Source organism: Microbacterium pasadenense, from assembly GCF_047246565.1.
Taxonomy (GTDB): domain Bacteria; phylum Actinomycetota; class Actinomycetes; order Actinomycetales; family Microbacteriaceae; genus Microbacterium.
Genome location: NZ_JBFOKN010000001.1, coordinates 102,424 through 126,375 on the forward strand (window position 1 = coordinate 102,424; position 23,952 = coordinate 126,375).

General features: G+C 72.5%; 19 protein-coding genes. 10 read left to right on the forward strand and 9 right to left on the reverse strand.

Annotated features, from left to right (window positions below; translation table 11 throughout):
- Nucleotides 1-9: 9 nt before the first annotated feature.
- The 7 genes from AB3M83_RS00485 to AB3M83_RS00515 form a co-directional block, all read right to left on the reverse strand.
- A complete protein-coding gene (locus tag AB3M83_RS00485; RefSeq protein ID WP_412944382.1) occupies nucleotides 10-675 on the reverse strand; it encodes a hypothetical protein in 666 nt (221 codons plus the stop codon).
- A 2-nt stretch (nucleotides 676-677) separates the two neighbouring features.
- Nucleotides 678-1,613 (reverse strand): carbohydrate ABC transporter permease, encoded by a 936-nt coding sequence (locus tag AB3M83_RS00490; RefSeq protein WP_412944383.1) that lies wholly within the window; start codon nucleotides 1,611-1,613, stop codon nucleotides 678-680.
- Nucleotides 1,610-2,605, reverse strand: coding sequence for a carbohydrate ABC transporter permease (locus tag AB3M83_RS00495; protein WP_412944384.1), 996 nt, complete (start codon nucleotides 2,603-2,605; stop codon nucleotides 1,610-1,612). Before AB3M83_RS00495 ends, AB3M83_RS00490 begins: the two co-directional genes overlap by 4 nt.
- Nucleotides 2,606-2,680: 75 nt before the next feature.
- Nucleotides 2,681-3,970, reverse strand: coding sequence for an ABC transporter substrate-binding protein (locus AB3M83_RS00500; RefSeq protein ID WP_412944385.1), 1,290 nt, complete (start codon nucleotides 3,968-3,970; stop codon nucleotides 2,681-2,683).
- Nucleotides 3,971-4,173: 203 nt separating this feature from the next.
- Entirely contained in the window at nucleotides 4,174-5,109 is a 936-nt protein-coding gene (locus tag AB3M83_RS00505; protein WP_412944386.1) for a glycoside hydrolase family protein, read from the reverse strand.
- A complete protein-coding gene (locus tag AB3M83_RS00510; RefSeq protein WP_412944387.1) occupies nucleotides 5,106-6,200 on the reverse strand; it encodes a Gfo/Idh/MocA family protein in 1,095 nt (364 codons plus the stop codon). The genes AB3M83_RS00505 and AB3M83_RS00510 overlap by 4 nt, the downstream gene beginning before the upstream one ends.
- 23 nt (nucleotides 6,201-6,223) lie before the next feature.
- Nucleotides 6,224-7,999 carry an ABC transporter ATP-binding protein gene (locus tag AB3M83_RS00515; RefSeq protein WP_412944388.1) on the reverse strand — a complete coding sequence of 592 codons (1,776 nt, stop codon included), beginning with the start codon at nucleotides 7,997-7,999 and terminating at the stop codon, nucleotides 6,224-6,226.
- Between the two features lie 141 nt (nucleotides 8,000-8,140).
- On the opposite strand from AB3M83_RS00515, the gene AB3M83_RS00520 reads away from it, so the two are divergent.
- Nucleotides 8,141-9,115 carry an acetylxylan esterase gene (locus tag AB3M83_RS00520; RefSeq protein WP_412944389.1) on the forward strand — a complete coding sequence of 325 codons (975 nt, stop codon included), beginning with the start codon at nucleotides 8,141-8,143 and terminating at the stop codon, nucleotides 9,113-9,115.
- A gap of 61 nt (nucleotides 9,116-9,176) precedes the next feature.
- Here AB3M83_RS00520 and AB3M83_RS00525 read toward each other — a convergent pair whose 3' ends face one another.
- Nucleotides 9,177-10,142, reverse strand: coding sequence for a M24 family metallopeptidase (locus tag AB3M83_RS00525; RefSeq protein WP_412945951.1), 966 nt, complete (start codon nucleotides 10,140-10,142; stop codon nucleotides 9,177-9,179).
- Between the two features lie 149 nt (nucleotides 10,143-10,291).
- Here AB3M83_RS00525 and AB3M83_RS00530 point away from each other — a divergent pair, with 149 nt between their 5' ends.
- The 8 genes from AB3M83_RS00530 (at nucleotide 10,292) to AB3M83_RS00565 (ending at nucleotide 20,104) form a co-directional block, all read left to right on the forward strand.
- The gene (locus AB3M83_RS00530; RefSeq protein ID WP_412944390.1) at nucleotides 10,292-11,290 is read left to right on the forward strand and encodes a LacI family DNA-binding transcriptional regulator; all 999 of its coding nucleotides are present in this window, start codon (nucleotides 10,292-10,294) and stop codon (nucleotides 11,288-11,290) included.
- Nucleotides 11,291-11,427: 137 nt separating this feature from the next.
- Nucleotides 11,428-12,762, forward strand: coding sequence for a Gfo/Idh/MocA family protein (locus tag AB3M83_RS00535; protein WP_412944391.1), 1,335 nt, complete (start codon nucleotides 11,428-11,430; stop codon nucleotides 12,760-12,762).
- Nucleotides 12,759-13,739, forward strand: coding sequence for an NAD-dependent epimerase/dehydratase family protein (locus AB3M83_RS00540; RefSeq protein WP_412944392.1), 981 nt, complete (start codon nucleotides 12,759-12,761; stop codon nucleotides 13,737-13,739). The genes AB3M83_RS00535 and AB3M83_RS00540 overlap by 4 nt, the downstream gene beginning before the upstream one ends.
- The gene (locus tag AB3M83_RS00545) at nucleotides 13,736-14,635 is read left to right on the forward strand and encodes a 5-dehydro-4-deoxyglucarate dehydratase (RefSeq protein WP_412944393.1); all 900 of its coding nucleotides are present in this window, start codon (nucleotides 13,736-13,738) and stop codon (nucleotides 14,633-14,635) included. The genes AB3M83_RS00540 and AB3M83_RS00545 overlap by 4 nt, the downstream gene beginning before the upstream one ends.
- Nucleotides 14,632-15,723, forward strand: coding sequence for a mandelate racemase/muconate lactonizing enzyme family protein (locus AB3M83_RS00550; protein ID WP_412944394.1), 1,092 nt, complete (start codon nucleotides 14,632-14,634; stop codon nucleotides 15,721-15,723). The genes AB3M83_RS00545 and AB3M83_RS00550 overlap by 4 nt, the downstream gene beginning before the upstream one ends.
- Nucleotides 15,720-17,168, forward strand: coding sequence for an aldehyde dehydrogenase (NADP(+)) (locus AB3M83_RS00555; protein WP_412944395.1), 1,449 nt, complete (start codon nucleotides 15,720-15,722; stop codon nucleotides 17,166-17,168). The genes AB3M83_RS00550 and AB3M83_RS00555 overlap by 4 nt, the downstream gene beginning before the upstream one ends.
- A 207-nt stretch (nucleotides 17,169-17,375) precedes the next feature.
- The gene (locus tag AB3M83_RS00560; RefSeq protein ID WP_412944396.1) at nucleotides 17,376-19,136 is read left to right on the forward strand and encodes a glycoside hydrolase family 35 protein; all 1,761 of its coding nucleotides are present in this window, start codon (nucleotides 17,376-17,378) and stop codon (nucleotides 19,134-19,136) included.
- Nucleotides 19,136-20,104, forward strand: a complete 969-nt coding sequence (locus AB3M83_RS00565) for a serine hydrolase domain-containing protein (protein ID WP_412944397.1) — start codon at nucleotides 19,136-19,138, stop codon at nucleotides 20,102-20,104. The genes AB3M83_RS00560 and AB3M83_RS00565 overlap by 1 nt, the downstream gene beginning before the upstream one ends.
- A gap of 136 nt (nucleotides 20,105-20,240) precedes the next feature.
- Here AB3M83_RS00565 and AB3M83_RS00570 read toward each other — a convergent pair whose 3' ends face one another.
- Nucleotides 20,241-22,427, reverse strand: a complete 2,187-nt coding sequence (locus tag AB3M83_RS00570) for a beta-galactosidase (RefSeq protein ID WP_412944398.1) — start codon at nucleotides 22,425-22,427, stop codon at nucleotides 20,241-20,243.
- Nucleotides 22,428-22,615: 188 nt separating this feature from the next.
- Here AB3M83_RS00570 and AB3M83_RS00575 point away from each other — a divergent pair, with 188 nt between their 5' ends.
- Nucleotides 22,616-23,932, forward strand: coding sequence for an ABC transporter substrate-binding protein (locus AB3M83_RS00575; RefSeq protein WP_412944399.1), 1,317 nt, complete (start codon nucleotides 22,616-22,618; stop codon nucleotides 23,930-23,932).
- The last annotated feature ends 20 nt before the right edge of the window (nucleotides 23,933-23,952 follow it).

Here is a 23,952-nt window from a genome sequence, read left to right on the forward strand (position 1 = left end):
GCAGGATGCTCAGCGGGACGCGCGGCGCTCGGGGACGGCGACGACGGCCAGGGCGGCGCATCCCACCGCCGCGATGAACAGCGGAGCGAGCACCCAGGTCAGCAGCACGACGAGGCCGGCGGCCGCGAGGAGGAACAGCGATCCGCGGATGTCTCCGGCGACGGCGGCCGGCGTGGCCTTGATCGCGGCACGCCAGCCGCGTGCCGGTGTCCAGAGCCCTGCGGCGGTCAGCAGCGCGACGCCCAGAGCGGCGAGCCCGGCCCAGCCGACGACCTCGACGACGGCCCCGCCCGGCAGGAAGCCGGAGCGGGCCAGATCGATGTCGAGGAGCAGGACGAGGGCGATCGCCGTGGCCGCGAGCCCGACGACGGCACCCGGGGCGAGGCCCGCGCGGACGTCGGCCCAGAACAGCGCGAGCCGGGAGTCCTCCGCCGCGACGAAGCGGCGCAGGTGGCGGATGCCCGCGGCGAGCGCCACCGGCAGGGTGACCACGACCACCCCGACGAGCGTGATCAGCAGCCCGACGAGCAGGACCTCGCCGAGCAGGGCGAACTTCGCACCGGCGCCGGGGAACCGGACCGCGGGGCGCTCCTCGAGGGTGGGACCGCTGCCGGTGCGGTCCGCCCGAGCGGCGGCGCGGTGCGCGCGCCGGTCGGAGCCGCGGGAGGTGCCCATGGTCAGCCCTTGAGTCCCTGGGTGGCGACGCCGTCGACGAGGAACCGCTGGAACACCAGGAAGAAGAGCAGCACCGGAAGCAGTGCGAGGAAGGATGCCGTCACCGTCGCGCCGTAGTCGCTCGTGGAGGACTGGTCGTTGTACAGGCGCAGCGCGATCGGCAGCGGGTAGTTCTCGGGGCTGGTCAGGTACAGCAGCGGCCCGAGGAAGTCGTTCCACGACCAGATGAACGAGAAGATCGCGCAGGTGATGAGGGCCGGCTTGATCAGCGGGAGGATGATCGCCCAGAAGATCCGGATGTGTCCCGCGCCGTCGATGCGGGCCGCCTCGTCCATGTCACGCGGCATCTGGCGCATGAACTGCACCAGCAGGAAGACGAAGAACGCCTCGGTCGCCAGGAACTTCGGCAGGATCAGCGGCCAGAAGGTGTCCACCAGCCCGAAGTTGTTGAACATGATGTACTGCGGGATGATCACGACGTGGAACGGCAGCAGCAGCGTGCCGATCATCGCGGCGAACAGGATGCCGAGGCCCTTGAACTGGATCCGCGAGAACGCGTATGCCGCGAGGGCGCTCGACATCACAGTGCCCACGACCGCGGCGACGGCGAGGATCAGCGAGTTCCCGAAGAACTTCCACAGCGGCACACCCGCGATGCCCTCGAGCACTTTGGTGTAGTTGTCGAGCGTCGGGGCGTTCGGGATGAGCCCTGCGTTCTGACCGAACTCGCCGTTGGGCTTGAACGTGGAGAACAGCAGCCACACGAGCGGGTACAGCACCAGCGCGGTCAGCGCGATGAGGGCGACCAGCCAGATGACGGTCTGCCACGTCTTGCGGCTGACCTTCCGCCTGCGGGGCGGCTGCGGCGTCGCCTGCTGTGCGGCGAACGTGAGGTCGGTGGCGTTGGGCGAGCTGAAGCCGGCCGTGGACGTGGTCATCGGTTGTCTCCCGCGTAGTGCACCCAGGAGCGCTGGGTGCGGAAGAGGATGGCGGCGATGATGGCGACGACCACCAGGAGCACCCACGCAATGGCGGATGCGTACCCCATCTGACCGTCGGCGAAACCGCGCTTGTAGAGGTAGAGCGTGATGAAGTTGGTCATCCCGGCGGGGCCGCCGGAGCCGTTGGAGATGATGTACGCCGAGGCGAAGACCTGGAACGCGCCGATCAGCCCGAGCAGCAGGTTGAAGAAGATGACCGGAGAGAGCATCGGCAGCGTCACCGCGCGGAAGCGGTGCCACGACCCGGCGCCGTCCATCTCGGCGGCCTCGTACAGCTCCTTCGGGATCTGCTTGAGGCCTGCCAGGAAGATGACCATCGTCGCGCCGAACTGCCAGATCGACAGCACGATCATGGCGGGGAGGACGAGGTCGGGGTTGCCGATCCAGCCGCCGAGGTCGAGTCCGAAGAAGCTGAGCGAGTTGTCGACCGGTCCGTCGCCCGCGAACATCGCGCGCCACACGATCGCGACCGACACCGAGCCGCCGATGAGGGAGGGCGCGTAGAAGGCCGACCGGAAGAAGCCCGACCCCTTGTCGCGGAAGTTGAGCAGCATCGCGACCAGGAGCGCGGCCGCCAGGGTGATCGGGGTGCCGACGAGGACGTACACCAGGGTGATCTGCGCCGACTGGATGAACTGCGGGTCGTCGGTGAACAGCCGCACGTAATTGTCGAACCCGGTCCAGGACGGCGGCTGGAAGATGTTGTACCGCGTGAACGAGAGGTAGAGCGAGTACGCCATCGGCACGATGGTGAGGCCCAGGAAGCCGACGAGCCAGGGCACGAGGAAGCCGTAGCCGGCGAGGGTCTCACGACGCATGCGCGAGCGCTGTCCCGGCCGGTCGAGCGGCTTCTCGGGGCGCCGGTTCCGGACCAGCGAACGGCGTCGCTGACCTCCGGTGACGACGACTCTCGTCGCGGTAGTGCTCACGGGGTGCTCCTGGGGGTGTGAGGGAAGGAGGAGGACGACGACGGGGCCCGGAACGGTCCGGACCCCGCCATGTCATCAGTTGTTGAGGACGACGTCCATCTCGGTGAAGAACTGCGAGACGGCGTCATCGACGCTCATGCGGCCGAAGTTCAGCTCGCCACCCAGCTGGCGGAACTTCTCCTCCAGCGTGCCGTAGCCGACGATCGGGACCGGCGGGGCGTCGCCCAGGCGGTCGGCGATGGCCTCTTCGTGCGCCTTGACCTGCTCGCTGAGCGGGTCGAGCTCGGCCGCCGCGAGGGCGGTCTCCGAGGCGGGCAGGCCGCGGTTGGTGCCGAAGATCTCGCCCGACTGGGGCGAGTTGACGAGGAAGTTGACGAGGGTCGCCGCCGCCTCGGGCGCGTCGGTGTTCGACGCGATCGAGTGCAGCATGGAGGGCTTGAGGTACAGGTCCTTCGCGCCTTCCTCGGTCACCGGCGGGGCGAGCAGGCTCAGCTCGCTGTACGACTCGCCGAGGTTGCCGAGGTAGCCGGCACCGAAGTTGTCCCAGGTGAGCTCGCTCGCGGTGTTGGCGGTGTCGAACGGGCCGAGCGGCAGAACCTCTTCGACCGTCTGCTGCGGCACGCCGATGCCGTCGCGGATCGCCTGGCCCTCTTCCCAGAAGGCCTTCAGGCGCGCCTCGTCGAAGCCGGGCTCGCCCTCCTCGGTGAACAGCTCGCCGCCTTCGGCGCGCAGCTGCAGCTCGAGGTTCTGGATGCGTCCGGTGTAGTCGCTGCCGCCGTAGAACTCGCCGCCGGACGCCTCGGTCACCTCCGCCATCCAGTCGGTGTAGTCCGCCCACGATCCGCCGGCGAAGTCCTCGACGCCGGCTTCCTCGAGGAGCGCAGGGTTCGTGAACAGGCCCCAGGCGTTGGTCGAGGTCGCGATGCCGTATGTCGTGTCGTTCACGACGCCGATGTCCAGGATGTTCTGGGGCAGCGGGTCGGTCTCGATGATGCCGCCCAGGTACGGGTCGAGGTCGAGCAGCAGCCCGTTCTCGGAGTACTGACGGAGGTACGAGTAGTCGAACTGCATGACGTCGGGCAGGTTCTTGCCCGCCGCCTCGGTCTGGCGCTTCTCCCAGAACTCCGGGAAGGCCAGGAAGCTGGAGTTGACCGTGATGTTGGGGTATTCCTCGTTGAAGGCCTCGATGGCCTTGTTGTAGAGGTCGGCACGGACGTCGTTGCCCCAGAAGGCCAGGTCGAGGGTGACCTCTTCCTCAGGATCGAACGAGGCGGCCGGCTCAGGGCTGCCGGCGCAGCCGGCCAGCGCGATGGCCGACCCTGTCGCAAGTGCGACGGCGGCGATGACCCGCTTCTTGATGAACATCCTTGTCCTCTCTTGAACGTCCGCGTTCCGAGTGTGTCGCGGACGACATGGTCCGTTGCTGTGGGCGCCTGATGCAGATGGGAAAGCGCTTGCCCGTCACGGTACTACGTGTTGAAACGATTCGCAACACGTTTTCACCGACCCCTCAGGGTTCGCCGCGCAGCTACTGGGACCGGTAACAGAAATGTTACCGTCCGCTCCGCTCAGCGTTCCCGCGTCACCAGTCGGTCCGCACGGACCTCGAGCCGCGCGCGGTAGATCGCGCAGCGTCGCTCGGCCGCCGATTCGGCGTCCACACCGGGGACGTACGCGGCGGCCGGATGCCCGAAGAAGTAGAACCACAGGTCGTCGCCGTCCACGACGGCGGCGCCGTGGTGGCCGAAGCCGGGACCGGGCACCTCGCCCGCGCCGAGGATGACCTCGTCGGGCCCGCCCTGGCGGCGCCAGTCGACGGCATCCGTCGACCGGTACACCGCCATGCCGCGCCACTCGTCGACGATCAGCCACCACCAGCCGCCCCGCTCGAAGGCGTACGGGCCCTCGTGCGGGCGGCCCCCGACGGCGGTGCCGCCGGGCTCCCACGCGGCCAGGTCCGACGAGACGGCGACCTTCGTGACCGAGTCGGCCGCCTCGTCCTTGTACCAGAGCCGCCACCGGCCGTCGGGTGTGCGGGCGACCGCCGCGTCGATGACGCGGTCGCTGTCGAGCGCCAGCGCGCCGACCCGCCGCCACGCGGAGAGGTCGTCGGAGCGGTACTCGACGATGGTGCGCGCGTGCCCCGGCCACCGGTCGGGCACACCGTCGATCTCGGTGAGGTACATGCGCCAGCGCGACCCGTCGAAGACGACCTCGGGCGCCCAGTGCGTGCGGTCGACGACGGATGCCGGTCCTCCCGGCGCCAGCACCAGGTCGCCCGCCGCATCGGGCTCGAGCGTGCCCGCGTACGTCCAGACGACGCCGTCCGCGGAGCGTGCGACGCCGATGCGACTGCCGTGCACCCACGCCACTCCGGGCCCGGGATCGGGATGGGTCGCGCGGCGCTGCGTGTAGAACATCCACCAGCCGCCGGCGGCGATGACCACCGTCGGGTCGGTCGCCCCGTCGTAGACCGGGTCGCGGTAGAGCTCGGCGGCGCTCACGCCCCGCTCGTCCGCATGTCGCTCACCGGGCTCCGCAGACCCGCCCGGTGGGTGGGATGCGCGGCGAGGATCTCGGGGGTGACGACGGCGCCGTCGGCTGCCGCCGAGGCGTAGATGGCGGTGACGAGCTCGAAGGAGCGCGCCGGCGCGTCGGCGGTGGCGGGCAGCGGCGCGCCGGCCAGCAGCGCGTCGAAGACGTCCCGCAGGAGGGGCGCGTGGTCGCTGCGCTCCTCCTCGTCGGGGAACCGCCACGCCTCCGCTTCGGCTTCATGGCCGGGCGCGGGGGTGATCGACCAGTTGTCGTGGCCGTGCCCGTACAGGTGGTCGACGGTGATGGTCGCCTTCTGGGTGTCGATCCGGATGGAGCTGGTCTCGCGCGGCGACACGGCGCTCGTCAGCACCTGAGCGACGACGCCGTTCGAGAAGACGACCGTCGCCGTCGACGCATCCTCGGTCTCCGTCTCCCGATCGAGGCGCCAGAGCCGCCCCTGCACGCTCGCCCAGTCGCCGAGCAGGTAGGCGAGCAGGTCGAGCTGGTGGATGCCGTGGCCGAGGGTCGTCCCGCCGCCCTCGGTCTCCCACTTGCCTCGCCAGTCGACGGCGAAGTAGTCCTCGCCGCGGAACCAGAGCGTCTGGCACGAGGCGACCAGGGGACGGCCGAGCGCGCCGGAGCGGAGGAGCTCCCGGACGTGCGCGGCAGCCGTCCCGGTGCGCTGCTGGAACACGACGGCGAGCCGGCGGTCGGCCGCGGCTGCGGCGGCCCGCATGTCGTCGAGTTCGGCGAGCGAGGGTGCCGGCGGCTTCTCGACGACGACGTGCGCGCCGGCGGCGACGCTCGCGATCGCCTGCGCCGGGTGCGCTCCCGGGGGCGTGCAGATGAGGACCACGTCCGGATGCTCGGCCGCGAGCAGCGCGTCGAGGTCGTCGTAGACGGCATCCGCGCCCCACTGCGCCGCGAAGGCCTCCGCCTTGTCGCGGGCGGAGTCGGTGACGGCGACGAGGTCGGCGTGCGGGTGGGCGGCCACCGCGCGGGCGTGCAGCTGCGCGACGCCGCCCGTTCCGACGAGTGCGCAGCGAAGCGTGCGGGTCATGGGAGTGCCTTCCTGCGGGCCGCTCATGCGAGCCCCGCCTGCGTGAGATGGAGCTGTGCGTATCGGCCGCCGAGCGCGACGAGCTCGTCGTGCGACCCGCGCTCGACGATCTGCCCCCGCTCGAGGACGACGATGGTGTCGGCCTGGCGCACGGTCGAGAGCCGGTGCGCGACGACGAGCGTGGTCCGTCCCTTCATGAGCCGGTTCAGGGCGTCCTTCACGAGCTCTTCGGACTCGGGGTCCAGGGCGCTCGTCGCCTCGTCGAGGAGCAGGATGCGGGGGTCGCGGACGAGCGCGCGCGCGATCGCGAGCCGCTGGCGCTGACCGCCGGACAGGCGGGCGCCGCGTTCGCCGACCACCGTGTTCCAGCCGTCCGGCTGAGCCGCGACGAACTCCCACGCATTGGCGTCGCGGAGCGCCGCCTCGATGCGGGCGTCCTCGACGCCGCGCAGGCCGTAGGCGACGTTGTCGCGGATCGTGCCCTCGAACAGCACGGACTCCTGCGGCACGACGGAGACGAATCGTCGCACGGTGCGCAGGTCGAGCCGCTGCATGTCCTTCCCGTCGAGGAGGATGCGGCCCTCGCTCGGGCGGAGGAAACCCAGCACCAGGTTGAGGAGCGTCGACTTGCCCGATCCCGACGATCCTACGAACGCGTAGGTCGATCCGGCCGGGATGTGGAGGTCGATGCGGTGCAGCGCGTCCTCATCGGAACCGGCGTAGCGGTGCGAGGCGGCCTCGAGCGAGAGCGTGCCGTCGACGGCGTCCACCGGCGCCTTGCCCTCGTTCTGCTCGAGGTCCGGCTCCTGCAGGACCTCGGCGATCGAGCGGACGGATTCCAGGCCCCGCGCTCCGACGGGGATCAGCATCAGGAGCTGGGTCAGCCCCTGGGTGAGGAGGGTGAAGTAGGTGGACAGCAGCACGACCTCGCCCGGCGAGATCGGCAGGATGCCGGTGAGCGAGAAGACGGCCGCCAGGACGAGGCATCCCACGCCGAGCAGCTGCATCGCGACCCACGACACCGAGGCGACGTGGCCGTTGAGCATGTCCAGGTGCAGGCCCGCTCGACGCACGCCGTCCGCACCGCCCGCCACGCGGGTGACCGCGGTCTCCTCGAGGCCGTGGGCGCGGGTGACGGGCATGAGCGACGCCATCTCGCCGACCCGCGCCGAGAGCACCTCGACCTCGCGGCGGAACAGCTCGTTGCGTTCGCGCGACCGCTTGCGCATGCCGTAGCGGATGCCGATGGCGATGGGGACCGCGAGTGCGTAGACCGGCAGGAACTGCGGCACGGCGATGGCCGTCATCGAGATCGCGCCGACCATGACCATCGTGGCCGACAGCAGCGGGTGGGTGACCTGCTGCAGCATGAGCTCGATGTTCTCGACGTCGCGCACGACCTTCGTCTGCACGACGGAGGAGCTCATCCGCGAGTGGTACCCGATGGACAGGCTCTGCAGCCGTGCGGCGAGTGCGTTGCGCAGATCGGCACCGGTGTCACGGACGACGGTCATGAAGTTCCGCGTGTACAGGATGTGGTTGGGATAGTTCTGCAGCAGCAGTCCGGCGGCGACGGCGAACCACCACACGACATCGTCGACCGGGCCGTCCGCCGCGACGATGTCGATGATCGCCGCCGTGATGACGGGAAGGAACCACAGCGGGATCTCCTTCAGCGTGAAGGCGAGCACGGCGATCGAGAGCCGCCCGCGTCGTCGCGCGATCACGCGCAGGATCGACCGCGCCGGGTGATCGCCGTCGATCAGATCCGTCACGCGGGAAAGCGTTTTCCGTCCCATGGTCCCATGCTACGACGGAAAGCGGCGCCGGGACCAGCCTCGATCGTCGTCGGCCGGAACGGCCGCGGGGGCCGCGCCCGCCTGCTGGCATACTCGGGTGTCGCGACGACGTCGCCCGCTCCCATCCGAGAAAGAAGCCCGATGCCGCTCTTCGATCTGCCGCTCGCCGACCTCGAGACCTACCGGCCCGCCGTGCGTCGCCCCGACGACCTGGTCCCGTTCTGGACCGAGACCCTCAACGAGGCTCGCGCCCTCTCCTCCCCGGCGAGGACGGAGCGGGTGGACACCGGCCTGCGGCTCGTGAACACGTGGGACCTGGAGTTCAGCGGCTTCGGCGGGCACCGCATCCGCGCGTGGCTGCACGCGCCCGCGGATGCCACGGGCCCGCTGCCCACCGTGATCGAGTTCCACGGCTACTCCGGCGGCCGTGGCCTCGCCTGGCAGAACCACACCCTCGCCGAGGCGGGCTATGCGCACATCGTGATGGACGCCCGCGCCCAGGGGTGGCGCGTCCCCAACGACACGCCCGATCCCGCCGCCGAGACCGGCGACGCCGGGATGCCCGGCGTCCTGACGCGCGGCATCCGCGACCCCCGCAGCTTCTACTACCGGCGCGTGTTCACCGACGCGGTCCTGCTCGTCGAGGCGGCTCGGACGCTGCCGGCCGTCGACCCTGAGCGCATCGCGATCAGCGGCGCGAGCCAGGGCGGCGGCATCGCGATCGCCACCGCGGCCCTCGCCGACGGCCTGCTCGGCGCGATCGTGGACGTGCCGTTCCTCAGCAACATCGAGCGTGCGCTGGCGATCACCGACAGCGAGCCGTACGGCGAGATCGTCGCCTACCTCGCGCGGTATCGCGACCGGATCGACGAGGTCGCGCACACGCTGTCGTACATCGACGGGGCGAACCTCGCTCCCCTCGCGGAGGTGCCGACGCTGTTCTCGGTCGCGCTGCGCGACACGGTGTGCCCGCCGTCGACGGTCTACGCGGCATACAACGCCTGGGGCGGGGACAACCGCGAGATCGTCGTCTACCCCTTCAACGGCCACGAGGGCGGCGGCGAGCACCACATGCCGCGCCGGCTCGAGTTCCTGGACCGCGTCCTGCGCGGCTGAGCGGACTGAGCCGAGCGCCGGCCCGCGCTCGCGGGCCGGGGCGGGCGCTCGCCGGCCGCGGTCAGCCGAACGGGCGGGCGACGGGGCGGAGCAGACCACCGACCCGGGTCGTCGGCCAGCGCTCGTCGGCGGTGAGCACCTCCACGCCGGCATCCGTCACGAGGACGGTGTCCTCCACCTTCGCCCCCGGCGCGCTCGGGTTCCACGCGAACGCGTGGCCCGCCCTCACGACGTCACGCGTCTCCGCCGTCGCCCGCGGGTCGCGGCCGGCATACCCGGCGGCGCCGCCCTGGTGGTGGCGCTGCCACTCGTCGGCGTCGAAGCCGGCGTCGGCATAGCCCCGGCATCCCGCGGCGAAGGCGTCGTGCAGCTGCGCGCCGGGCCGCGTCGCGGCGAAGAAGGCCGCCTCGACGGCGAGTATGCGGTCGTCGTCCGCACCCCGCTCCCCGACCCATCGCGTCGCGTTGGCGATGAGCCCGGACCGGCGGCCGCACACGACGAGCATGGCCCGCTCCCCGAGCGGCCCGTCCGTCGGCAGCGGATGCCGGTGCGCCCGGCGGCCGGCGCCGGCGACGAGGACCACGAGGGGATCGATCCCCCGCGCGACGAGCCGGCCGGCCAGAGCCGACGCGGCGTCGCGCTCCGCCGTGGCGGGCGAGAGGCCGGATGCCACCTCGGTGAGCACCTCCGCCACCTCGCGTCCGAGCACGCGGTACCGGGCGGTCTCGGCCGGCAGCAGTTCGGCGCGCGCCGCGCGGAGCTCGGCCGGGACGTCGGCTTCGGGAGTCGCGGGACCGGCCGCGGCCGCCGCTGCGGCGGGCGGGGTCTGCCACGGCACGGGGACGATGGCGGCGGCATCCGCGTCGAGGAGCTCCTCCGCGACGAGGCGGTCGGCTTCGTTGGCGGAGACGTACAGGGTGTCGCCGTCGTCGGCGGCCCGCACGGCGAGGACGGGCGGGCCGGCGAGGGAGACGTGGGTGCGGATGCCGTCGAGGTACCAGGCGATCGCCTCGTGCGAGGTCAGCAGGATCGCCGACGTGCCGAGCCGAGCGCGGAGGGCGCGCAGGCGGTCCTGTTTGACGCGGCGATCCGCGATGGAGGGGGGCATGATCGACTCCCGGTCGTGAAACGTTTTCTCGGTAGTATGGCCGATGTCGAGAACAGAGCGGAGACGCCGTGGCACACACCGCCCGCGCGACCATCACCCAGGTCGCCCGCGCCGCCGGAGTCTCGCTGTCCACCGTGTCGCGGGTCATGAACGGCAACCCGACCGTGGACGCCGCCCTCGCCGAGCGGGTCCGAACGGTCGCCGCCGAGCTCGGCTACAGCGCGAATCCGCTCGCCCGCTCCCTGGTCCTCGGCCGGACCCAGACCGTCGCGGTCGTGATCCCGGACCTCGGCAACCCGACCTTCCAGTCCATCCTGCGCGGGCTCAGCCGTGCCGCCGCCGACGAGGGCTTCCACGTCCTGATCGCCGACTCCGCCGAGCAGGTGGCCGAGGAGGCCACCCTGGCGACCGCGACGCGACGTCGCACCGACGGCGTGATCCTCTGTGCGCCGCGCATGTCCGCGGACGACCTGGCCGCGCTGCTGCCGGGCCTGTCCCCGGTCGTCGTGATCAACCGGCCGCCGCAGGCGGACGCGCCCACCGTCGCCGCCGACTACCGCACCGGCATGGCCCAGCTGGTCGCGCACCTGTACGGCCACGGCCATCGCCGCGTCGCATTCCTCTCCGGCGTCGCCGGCAGCGCGTCGGGGGCCGCACGGCGACGCGCCCTCGATGAGGCCCGCGCCGCGCACGGCGACCTCGAGATCGTCGAGATCGCCTCGGGCGTCGACTTCGACAGCGGCGCGGACGCGGTCGACGAGGTGCTCGCCGCCGACGTCACGGCGGTGCTGGCGTTCAACGACCTCGTCGCGATGGGTCTGCTGTCGGCGGTAGCGGACCGCGGCATCCGCGTGCCGGAGCAGCTGTCGATCGCCGGCTTCGACGACATCCCGTTCGCCCGGTACACGTCGCCGCCCCTCACGACCGCGGCCGTCCCCGCGGTCGAGCTCGGCCGCGAAGCGTGGGAGGCGATGAGCGCGCTGCTCGCGGGGACGGATGCCGTCCCGTCGGTCGTCCGGGGGCCCGCTCTCATCGTCCGTGGCAGCACGGGCCCTCGGCCGGTCTGAGCCCCGCGGCCCGAACCCGCTGCCCGGGGGCGCCGTGGCATCCGTTCCGACGACGGCTCCGACCTCGCGTGCTACAGTCGCTCCACGTCAGAAAACGTTTCCCCACGTTTCTCCCCTCTCTCGAAAGGCTGGGATCCATGACGCGCACGCGTTACGCGCTCGTCGGAGCGGGCCACCGCGCCCAGATGTACGTCGACGCGATCAGCACGACCTACGCGGACCGGGCCGAGCTCGTCGCCATCTGCGAGCCCAACCCCGTGCGCGCAGCGGTGTACACCGACCTGCTCGCCTCGCGCGGCCTGCCGGCCCCCTCGGTGTGGTCCCCGGATCGGCTCGAGGAGCTCATCCGCGACGAGCGGGTCGACCGCGTCATCATCTGCTCCCGCGACGACACCCACGCCGACATGATCGTCCGCTCGCTGCGTGCCGACGCCGACGTCGTCGTCGAGAAGCCCCTCACGATCGACGCCGAGAAGGCCGCCGCCATCGAGGCCGCGGTCGCCGAGACCGGGCGCGAGGTCGTGCTGACGTTCAACTACCGCTACGCGCCGCGCAACAGCGCGCTGCGCCAGGTCATCCGCGACGGCCTCATCGGCCAGGTGACCTCGATCGACTTCTCGTGGCTGCTCGACACCCACCACGGCGCCGACTACTTCCGCCGCTGGCACCGCGAGAAGGAGCACTCCGGCGGGCTGCTCGTCCACAAGTCCAGCCACCACTTCGACCTCGTCAACTGGTGGATCGGGCAGCGCCCCCGGCGCGTCTTCGCTTCGGGCGCCCTCCGCTTCTACGGCGCCGAGAACGCCGCAGCACGCGGCCTCGGCGAGCGCGCCGCCCGCGGCACGCACGACGGCGACCACGGCCCGTTCGAACTCGACCTGCGTGGCGACGACCGCCTGCGCGCGCTGTACCTCGACGCCGAGCAGCACGACGGCTACCTGCGCGACCGCGACGTGTTCGGACCCGGCATCACGATCGAGGACAACCTGGCCCTCGTCGTCGACTACTCCGGCGGGGCGACCCTCTCCTACTCCCTCAACGCCCACGCGCCGTGGGAGGGCTACCGCGTCGCCGTGAACGGCACCGAGGGCCGCGCGGAGCTCGAGGTCGTCGAGCGCGGCGCCGTCCTCGTCGGCGACGGCCTGCACCCCGTCGTCGACCCGAGCGCGACCGGTGCGGGGGGCTCGACCAGCCTTCGACCGGTCAGCGAGCGCCTGCTCGTCCAGCGCCACTGGACCGAGGCCGTCGAGATCCCCATCGAGTCCGGCGACTCCGGCCACGGCGGCGGCGACGAGCTGCTCCTCGCCGATGTCTTCGCGGGCCCCGTCGACGACCCGCTGGGGCGCCCTGCCGACTGGACCGACGGCGTCCGATCGATCGCCGTCGGCATCGCCGGCAACCGGTCGCTCGAGACCGGTCTGCCCGTCGCGGTCGGCGAGCTCGGCGTCGCGCTCCTGTCGGACGCGCCGTGACGAGCACGAACCGCGTCGTCGTGACGGGCGGTTCCGGCCGACTGGGCCGGAACCTCGTCGCCGGCCTCGCCGCCCGCGGCCATGAGGTCGTCTCACTCGACCGCGCCCCTTCCGAGGAGCTCGCCGTGGACGGCGTCGAGCAGATCGCGATCGACCTCCTCGACGCGGATGCCACGGCCGCCGCCCTCTCGGCCGTCCGCGCCGACGCGCTCATCCACCTCGCGGCGATCGCCGTGCCGTTCAGCGCGCCCGAGGACGTCATCATGCGCACCAACACCGGCCTCGCGGTGTCGGTCCTCGGCGGCGCCGTGGATGCCGGCATCGGCCGGATCGTCGCGGCCTCCAGCCCGACCGTGCTCGGCTACGGCAACCCCGCCGGATGGCTGCCGGACCGGTTCCCGCTCGACGAGCAGACCGAGCCGCGGCCGTGGAACGCGTATGCGCTGTCGAAGCTCATGATCGAGCAGACCCTCGCGATGCTGCGCCGCCGCACCGGCGACGCCGTCCGGTACGCGGCCTTCCGGCCCTGCTACGTCATCGCCCCGGAGGAATGGGCGGGCGCCCCGACCCAGCAGGGACACACCGTCCGCGAGCGCCTCGCCGACGCCGCGCTGTCCGCCCCCGCCCTCTTCAACTACGTCGACGCCCGTGACGTCGCCGGGTTCGCCGACACGCTGCTGGCCGCGCTGCCCGAGATCCCCAACGGCGAGACGTTCTTCGTCGGCGCCGACGACGCGCTGGCGACCCGCCCGCTCGCCGACCTGCTGCCGCAGTTCGTGCCGGGCAGCGATGCCCTCGCCGCGGGTCTCACCGGGACCGCGCCCGCGTTCTCGAACGCCAAGGCCGCGCGCCTGCTCGGCTGGCGTCCGCAGCGCACCTGGCGCGGCGAGCTCGCCGCCGTCGACGCGGCGACCGGATCCCCCGCTCCCTCCCCGGCCGCCGCTGCGGCGCACGATCGAAAGGACGTGCCGGTATGAACTTCGACGGCATCCTCTTCTTCCCCGTCACCCCGTTCGACCGGACCGGGACCGTCGACGCCGACACCCTGCGCCAGCACATCGCGACGGGCGTCGACGCCGGCGCCGGCGGCGTCTTCCCCGCGTGCGGCACGGGCGAGATCCACGCCCTCTCGGTCTCCGAGGCCGACCTCGTAGTCCGGACGGCCGTCGCGGTCGTCGGCGGACGGGTCCCCGTCGTCGCCGGCGCGGGCGGACCCCTCGGACACGCCCTCGACACCGCCCGCGCGGCTGCCGCTGCCGGCGCCGACGCGCTCCTCGTGCTGCCGCCATACCTCGTCGGAGCTCCGCAGGCGGGGCTCATCGCCTACGTCGAGGCCGTCGCCGCGGCATCCGACCTGCCCGTCATCGTCTACCACCGCGGCAACGCGCTGTTCACCTCGGCGTCGATGCGCCGCCTCGCCGAGAACCCCCGCGTCGTGGGCTTCAAGGACGGTGCGGGCGACATCGGCGCGACCCAGCTGATCGTCCGGGCCGTCGCCCAGGCGGGACGCGACGACTTCGCCTTCTTCAACGGTCTCCTCACCGCCGAGCTGACGCAGGGCGCGTACCGCGGCATCGGCGTGCCGCTGTACTCGTCCGCGGCCTTCGCGATGATCCCGGAGGTCGCCAACGCGTACTACCGCGCCTACATCGACGGTGACGAGACGCGCCGCCTCGCGCTGCTCGACGGCTTCTACGCCCCCCTCGTCGAGCTCCGCGACGAGACTCCGGGGTTCGGCGTCTCGCTCATCAAAGCGGGCCTCCGCCTGCAGGGGATCCCCGTCGGCTCGGTCCGCGCCCCCCTCGTCGACCCGACCGCCGAGCAGGAGGCGCGCCTCGCGGCGATCCTCGAGGCGGGACGAGCACTGCTGTGAGCACGATCGCCTCGCTCGACGCGCGCCTCATCCGGGTCCCGCTGACCCGGCCGTGGGCAGCCGACGTCACTTCGGTGGGGGTCATCGCGACCCACGTGGTGCGCTCGGACGGCGTCGAGGGCTGGGGCTTCTCATGGACGCCGCAGATCGGCGCGGCCGCCGTCCTCGCGCTGATCGAGCACGACATCGCCGCCTTCGCGGTCGGCCGCACGGCGGATGCCGCGGAGCTGTGGCAGCCGGCATGGCAGCACCTGCACGAGGCCGGCGGCGGCGGAATCACGACCATCGCCCTCGCGGGCGTCGACCTGGCCCTCTGGGATGCGGCGGCGCGCGCCGCCGACCGGTCCATCGCGTCGCTGCTCGGCACCCGCCGCACCTCCGTCCGCTGCTACGGCAGCGGCATCAACCTGCACTACCCGCTCGACGAGCTCCTCGCGCAGGCCCAGCGGTGGGTCGACGCCGGCTTCGACGCCGTCAAGATGAAGGTCGGCAGCCCCGACCTGCGCGACGACATCGCCCGCGTCGCCGCCGTCCGGGACGTCATCGGCCCGCGCCGCGCGCTCATGATCGACGCCAACCAGCGCTGGACGCTGGATCAGGCCACCGAGGCGGTCGACGCGCTCGCGGCATCCGACATCGCCTGGATCGAAGAGCCGCTCCGCGCCGACGACCTCGCCGGCCACACCGAGCTCGGCCGCCGTCTGCGCGCCTCGTCGCAGGTGCCGATCGCGCTCGGAGAGAATCTGCACAACCGGTACCGGTTCGCCGACTTCACGGATGCCGGAGCGGCGCAGATCGTGCAGCCCAACATCGTCCGCGTGGGCGGGATCACCCCGTTCCTGCGGATCGCGGCCGATGCGCACCGCGCCGGCGCCGCCCTCCATCCCCACCTGCTGCCCGAGCTGTCGGGTCAGCTGGCGATGGTGCTCGAGCAGGATGTCCTCGTCGAGGACATCGAGGACGCCGCCTTCGGCAGCCTCGGAGCCCTCGACGACCCGTCTCCCGTCGCCATCGCGCGCGGCGCGCTCACCGAGGTCCCGCACACGGGACTGGGGATGCGCTTCACCGACCCGGAAGGAACCCGATGACCACGTCACTCGAAGAACTCACCCGCCTGACGGATGCCGCGGCCGCCGCCGCGCCGATCTGGCGCGCCTCCTCCGCCGACGACCGTGCCGCCTGGCTGACGGCGATCGCCGACGCGCTCGACGCGCACGTCGACGAGCTGGTCGAGATCGCCGACCGCGAGACCCGCCTGGGCGCGACGCGCCTGCGCGGCGAGGTCGGCCGGACGACGGGGCAGCTGCGCCTGTTCGCCTCGGTGGTCACCGAGGGGTCGTACCTGGAGCTGATCGTCGACGACGCGGCATCCGACGCCACCCCTCCCCGCCCGGAGCTCCGCCGCATGCTGATCGGCGTCGGTCCCGTCGCCGTGTTCTCGGCGTCGAACTTCCCGTTCGCGTTCTCGGTGCTCGGAGGTGACACCGCCTCGGCGTTCGCGGCCGGGAACCCGGTCATCGTCAAGGCGCACTCCGGACATCCCGAGCTCTCGCGCCGCACCGCCGCGATCGCCGCCGACGCGCTGGCGGCAGCCGGCGCCCCCGACGGATCCATCGCGCTCATCGAGGGCCGCGAGGCGGGCAACGCTCTCGTGCAGCACCCCGTGATCCAGGCCGCGGGCTTCACCGGATCGGTCTCGGGTGGACGCGCCCTGTTCGACCTCGCGACCGGCCGCCCCGACCCGATCCCGTTCTACGGCGAACTGGGCAGCGTCAATCCGGTCGTCGTGACGCCCGGTGCCGCTGCGGCCCGCGTCGCGGAGCTCGCGACCGGTCTCGTCGGGTCGTTCACCCTCGGCGTGGGCCAGTTCTGCACCAAGCCGGGCGTCGTCTTCATCCCCGCGGACACCGGGTTCGAGGACGTCGTCGCCGCGTCGGTCGCCGCCGCCGCCGGCGGCCCCCTGCTGACAGATCGCATCACGTCGGCCTTCCCCGACGGCATCCGGGATCTCCTCACCGACTCGTCGGTCGAGATCCTCGCGCACGGCGCGGAGACGGCGGACGGCGCCCGTCCGGTCGTCCTGACGACGGATGCCGCGGCCGTCACCGCCCGCGCCGAGACTCTGCTGGCCGAGGTGTTCGGGCCCGTCACCCTGCTCGTGCGCTACGGCGACGCCGCCGAGCTGCGCGCCGCTCTCGCGGCGGTGCCGGGTAGCCTCACCGCGACGCTGCACAGCGAACCCGGCGAGGACGTCGCCGACGTGGTGGAGCTGCTGCAGCTGCGCGCCGGCCGCGTCCTGTTCGCGGGCTGGCCGACCGGTGTCGCGGTCACCTGGTCGCAGCAGCACGGCGGCCCGTGGCCCGCGACGACGTCGCTGCACACCTCGGTCGGCGCGACCGCGGTGCGCCGGTTCCTGCGGCCGGTCGTCTACCAGGACGCGCCGGAGGCGCTCCTGCCCGCGCCGCTGCGGGACGCGTCGCTCGCGTCGCTGCCGCACCGGCGCAACGGCGTGCTGCAGGTACCCTCCGCCTGATCGCCGGGTCGCCCGCCCGGCCGTCTGATCGCCCCGCCGCCTGGTCGGCCCTCGGTACGGATGCACGACGCGTGGGGCGTGGGGCGCAGCCGACGCCCCACGCGGCCGCATCGGCACCACCGATCGTGCATCCGTATCGGGCAGACGGCCCGTCGGCGAATCGGAAAGCGCTTCCCCACCGGCCGCCCGGCTGACTAGGGTGGGCAGGTGACTTCTCGCTTCACCATCGGAGAGACCGACTTCCTGCTCGACGGACAGCCGCACCGGATCATCTCGGGCGCGATGCACTACCCCCGCGTGCATCCCGACCTCTGGCGCGACCGCATCCGCAAGGCGCGACTCATGGGCCTCAACGCCATCGAGACCTATGTCATGTGGAACGCGCACGAGCCGGTCAAGGGACAGTGGGATGCCGGCGGCGCACTCGACCTCGGCCGCTTCCTGGACATCGTCGCGGAAGAGGGGATGCACGCCATCGTCCGTCCCGGGCCGTTCGTCTGCGCCGAGTGGCACGGCGGCGGCCTGCCGACCTGGCTGACCGCCGACACCGAGATGCGGCTGCGCAGCTCCGACCCGCGCTACCTCGCCGAGGTGACCGCGTACCTGCAGCGGGTGAACGCGATCGTCGCCCCGCGCCAGATCGATCACGGCGGGTCGGTCATCCTGGTCCAGATCGAGAACGAGTACGGCGCGTACGGCTCCGACAAGGCGTACCTCGCCGAGCTCATCCGGGTGACCCGCGAGAGCGGCATCACGGTCCCGCTGACGCAGGTCGACCAGCCCATCCCGCACATGCTCGAGGGCGGCGCGCACGACGGCCTGCACAAGACCGGCTCGTTCGGCGGTCGCATCGAGGAGCGCCTCGCCGTCCTGCGGGAGCACCAGCCGACCGGACCGCTCATGTGCATGGAGTTCTGGTGCGGCTGGTTCGATCACTGGGGCGAGAAGCACCACACGACGACGTTCGCCGACTCGGCGGCCGACCTCGACCGGCTGCTCGGTGCAGGGGCATCCGTGAACATCTACATGGTCCACGGCGGGACGAACTTCGGGCTCACCGCCGGGGCGAACGACTCCGGCCGGTACCTCCCGATGGTCACGAGCTACGACTACGACTCCCCCATCACCGAGTCGGGCGATCTCACCGAGAAGTTCCGCGCGTTCCGCGAGGTCATCGCGAAGCACGCGCCCGTCCCGGACGAGCCGCTCCCCGAGCCGGTCGATGCGCCGACGCCGACGGCATCCCTCACGGCGGTCGCCGACCCGCTGCGGCTCACCGCCGTGGAGCGGGGCGAATTCGCCGCAGCCCCCACGATGGACGAGCTCGGCGCGGACGTCGTGCTCGTCGAGTACTCCGTCACGGCTCCCAGCGACCGGGACGCCGTGCTCGAGGCGGAAGTGCGCGACTACGCCTGGGTCGCCCGCGACGGCCGCCCCGTGGGGCGCCTGCAGCGCACGATCGGCGACGACACCCTCACGCTGCCGGCGGGCGAGCGACTGAGCCTCCTCGTCGAGGAGACCGGCCGGGTCAACTACGACACCAAGATCGGCGAGGCGAAGGGCCTCATCGGCGCGGTACGGCTGGACGGCGCCCGGCTCGAGGGAGCCTGGTCGGTGCGCACGGTGGACGTCCCGGCGCTGGGACGCGCGGTGGCCGGAGCTCCCGCCGCGGAGGACCTGGTCGCGGCAGGCCGAGCGGTCGGTCCGATCGGGCTGCGCGGGTCGTTCGACCTGGCGGCATCCGCCGACCTCTTCCTCGACACCCGCGGCTGGGGCAAGGGCTACGCCTGGGTGAACGGGTTCTTCCTGGGCCGGTACTGGCGTCGCGGCCCGCAGCGCACCCTGTACGTGCCGGGACCGGTGACGCGCTCCGGCGCCAACGAGGTCGTCATCGTCGAGCTCGAACAGGTGACGGATGCCACGGCGCGGTTCCTCGCCCGCCCCGACCTCGGACACGAGGTCGAGTGATGGCGGCGCACACCGCCGCGTTCGACCGGGTCCGGAGCCACGTCACCGCCGGGCAGCTGCCGTCGGCGGTGCTCGGCGTCGCGACGGCGGCCGGCACCGTCGCCCTGGACGCCTTCGGCGCGAGCGTCGACGACCGGTATCCGCTCTTCTCCATCACGAAGCCGCTCGTCGGGATCGCCGCCGCTCGCGCCATCGAACGCGGCCTCCTGACGACGGAGACACCGCTGACGGCGGCGCTGCCGGAGTTCGGGACGGCCCGCGACGACGTCGTCCGGCTGCGCCATCTCGTGTCGCACACGTCGGGGATCTCGGAGCCGCCGCTCGACACGGCGACGCCGCTCCGCACCGAGCTGCTGACGGCCGGACGGGACTTCGCCGCCGGCACCGCATCGCGGTACTCCACCCTCGCGTTCGAGGGCGTCGCGGCGCTGGTCTCGGCCGTGACAGGCAGGGAGTGGGATGCCGAGGTCGCGAGCTGGGCCGCCGAGATCGGCGCGGACGGCCTGAGCCTGGACCACGCCGGCACCGTCGCGGTGGACGACGCGGCCGCCGCCGGCGTCGACATGGACCGCTTCGTCGCCCTCCGCAATCCCGGCGCAGGACTGGCCGGCCGGGCGGAGGACCTGCTGCGCCTCGGCACGGCCCTGCTGCGCATCGGCGCGGGTGAGACGGGAGGCATCCTGCAGCCGGAGACCCTCGCGATGATGCGCCGACCGCTCACCGGCGACATCCCCCGGCTCGAGCCGTATCCGGCCGAGCGTGGTCAGGACTGGGGCTTCACCTGGAACCTCCGCTCCCGCGCGCCGGGTCTCATCGACCAGGACGTCTACGGCCACGGCGGCTGGGCCGGCACGGAGTTCTGGGTCCACCCGTCGGCCGGCCTCGCCTGGGTGCTCCTCACCAACCGCGCCGTGCGCCCCGGCGTCGACCTCGACGAGTTGGACAACGCGGTGGTCTCCGCCCGCTGACGCGAGCTCGCCGCTCCGCAGCCGGAACGCCTCGCCGCTTCCGCGCGTCGAGTAGATGCGGCGTCGCCGCGACGGACAGCCCACCCGAGGCGGACAGACTCGGGCCTCGCCGAGAACGGATGCCGCGGCGCACCCCTCAGAGCTGTGCGGTCACCACGGACTCGAACTCGGCCGCCGTGACGGCCGCCCCGGTGGGCGGCTCCGCCGGGAAGTACACGCGGCCGGTCGGGGGCGCCGGCAGGATCTCCACCCGCAGCTCCGTCGCGCCGCCGCGCTCCTCGGCCGGGATGCGCCACGGCCGCCCGGTCCAGACGGCGTCGGACACCAGGCGGTCGCCGTCCCACGCGCGGGCGACGTCACCGCTCCAGGAGAGTGCGAGCGTCCGCTCGTCCGCCGGATCCAGCGGCACCGTCACGAGGGCGGCGCCCGACCAGTCCGACGGCACCGAGGCCCGGCCCGAGGCCCCCGTGGCCGCGGCCGGCGCGGCGCCCGCTTCCCGCTCGATCGTCCAGGTCGCCGGGGCCACCGGGACTGCGGCGACGTCGACCGGCTGCCAGCCGTCCTCGCCGAGGACCTCGGCTGCCGCGTCCGCCGCGGCGGCGCCCGCGAACTCCAGCGAGCCGTCCGCGCCCACCACGGCACCGGGCGCCCACACGAGCCGCCCTCCGGCGACCACGACCGCGTCGGCATCCGCCTCGTCGAGCACGAGCACGCGCGCACGGACCTCGCCGTCCCGCCGCAGCTCGAACTCGGCGCCGCGCCCGCCCGAAACACCGCGCCCAGCCGACGCACCGCGCCCGCCCGGCGCTCGGAACTCGACATCGGCATCGGCGGCGAGCTGCGGACGGATGCCGGCGGTGGCGGCCGCCACGAGCAGCGGGGCGCCCCGCCATTCCAGCTCGGCGATGGGCTGCGCGGTCAGCCAGGCGAGCGTCACGTCGCCGACCGCGAGCCCGAACGGCCAGGCGAATGCCGCCCCCGACGGCACGTCCACCGGCGGGAACTCCACCGTGCCCGACGGTCCGGTGACGACGAACCGCGTATCGGCGTGCGCCGGCAGCTCGGTGCTCGGCTGCCGGTTCACAACGAACACGAACCCGGTCGTCCCGTCAGAGCGCACCGACCAGCGGAGCCCGGTGACGTCGGGGGTATCGACCGCGTCGTCGGGGAAGGATGCCGGCATCTCGGCGAGCGCCGCGCCCCAGCGGTCGATCAGGGCGTGCTGCCGCCGCAGCGCGAACCAGCTGGGACGCACCGCGCCGTCCACCTGCACCGGCGCGCCGAAGTCGTAGGAGAGGTCGACGAAGTCGTTCGGCGCGCCGGTCTCGTGCGACTCCTGCAGCCGAGGCGCCGGATTCCGCCCGTCGCCGTACATATAGTAGCCCTGCCAGACGCTGCCGGACGCGAGCTTGGCGAGCGCGAGGGCGGCCACGTCCGCCGCGGGCACGTTCAGCCGGCGGTGATAGGCGGAGGTCATGCCCGAGCCGAGCTCGCACGTCGCGAACGGGAACGGCTCGCCGGAGGACGCCCTGCTCGCGCCCACCGCGTCGCCCCGGTGGTCGGCGCCGATCGAGTCGTCGTCGCGCCGGGGCGTCGGGTAGAAGTTCGAGAAGCTCCGCAGGTCGGGGCCGGAATCCGCCTCGACCCAGAACGACTCGGGGTAGCCGCCGTAGACCGGCAGGAAGCCGTCCGGCACCTGCGCGGCGCCCCAGGCGGTCGCCGTCCACAGCGGCGCGGCGAACCCGTGGGTCTCGGCCATCTCTCGCAGCCGCCCCAGGTGTGCCGCGCCGTCGTACAGCTCGTTGTCGACCTGGACGGAGAAGAGGGGGATGCCGCGGACCTCGGCGGCCAGCCGGGCGTACCACCGGTCGACCTCGGCGAGGTACCCGGGATCGTTCGTGCGGAGCGGGAGCCCGGAGTCGGCGAGCCAGTCCGGCAGCCCGCCGTGCCGCGACTCGGCGTGCGCATACGGTCCGATCCGCAGGATCACCTCGAGCCCGGCGTCGAGCGCCGCCGCCGCGAACGCCCGGACATCCTTCCCCCCGGCGAAGTCGTAGGCGCCCCGCTCGGCCTCGTGATGGTTCCACAGCACGTACGTCGACACGTGCGTCAGACCACCGGCGCGCGCAGCCCGCAGCACGCGGTCCCACCGCCGGCGAGGCACGCGGGAGTAGTGGATCTCGCCGGACAGCGGGAAGATCGCCCGGCCGTCCCGTCGCAGGCTCCGCGCGGTGACGTCGACCTCGGCCCGCCCCGGCGAGGCGGTGACGGCGGCGACCGGGGCATCCGTCGGGGCGGCGACGACGAGGCGGTGCACGGGCATGGAGACCTCCGAGGGGCGAGGGGAAAGCGTCATCCGAGCCTACGAGACGGATGCCGCCCGCCCCACGATCAGCGGATCGTCCATGTTTCCCAGGGCTTCCGCCATACCGCCGGAGGGCTGAATCGTTTTACCGTCGCCTCGCACCGCTTTCCCGGCAGAGCTGCCTCACTCACATGCAAAGGAGCATCATGTCCCTCCCCGACCGCTTCCGGCGTCCGGCCGCGGCATTCGCCGTCGCGACCACCGCCGCCCTCGTCCTCGCCGGCTGCGCCGGTTCCGACGACACCGGATCCTCGAACGGCGAGCCCGTCGAGATCACCTTCCAGTCCTGGGTGCCGAACATCGATCAAGCCGTCGACGCGTTCAACGAGGCGCACGACGACATCGAGGTCACCCTCGAGACCGTCACCGCCGGCCCCGACGGCGGCTACGCGACGATGCTGTCCGCCGTTCAGGCCGGCAACGCCGCCGACGTCGCCCAGGTCGGCTACGACGCCATCCCGGACTTCCTCATCAACGACGGCCTCGAGGACATCACCGAGTACGCGGCGGACTCCGCCGAGACGTTCGTGCCGTGGCAGTGGGAGACCGGTGTCTTCGACGGCAGCGTCTACTCCATCCCGCAGGCATCCGGCCCGCTCGGCCAGTTCTACCGCGCCGACATCTTCGAGGAGCTCGGCATCGAGGCCCCGACGACGTGGGACGAGTACTACGAGGCGGCCCAGACGATCCGCGCGTCGGACCGGTACATCGCCGCGTTCGCCTTCAACCAGGCGCCCTGGATGATCGGCCTCGCCCAGCAGGGCGGCGCGAGCTGGTTCGGCACCGAGGGCGACGCCTGGACCGTCGACATCGACGGCGAGGAGACCCTGAAGGTCGCCGAGTTCTGGCAGAAGCTCGTCGACGAGGATCTCGTGAAGGTCGTCGCGGACATGTCCAACGAGTGGAACGCCGACATCCAGAACGGCGAGATCCTCTCGTGGATCTCGGGCTCGTGGGCTGACGCCATCCTCCGGGGCACCGCCCCCGACACCGCCGGCGCCTGGGCGGTCAGCCCGGTGCCGCAGTGGGAAGCCGGCGAGAACGTCTCGGCGACCTGGGCCGGCGGCTCGGCCAGCGTCGTCCTCCGGGGCACCGATCACCCCGCCGAGGCGACCGAGTTCGCCCTGTGGCTCAACTCCGACCCCGAATCGGTGAGCATCCTCACCAGCATCGGAGCCGGGTGGCCGGCCATCGCCGACACCAGCGCGATCGCGTCCCTGCAGGACGACCCGGAGGTCTTCGACTTCTACGGCGGCCAGGACATCTGGGACACGTTCGCCGCGTCGGATGCCGCCGTCGACACCTCGTGGCAGTGGCCGCCGCTGAGCTCCACCCTGTTCGCGTCGTTGAGTGACAACGTTTCCGCCGCGATCGACGGCGGCACCCCGCTGGTGGACGCCTACCGGCAGACCCAGCAGGACATGGTCGACGCGCTGACCGAGCGCGGCATCAGCGTCAAGTGACTCCCGGGGGGAGGGAGGAA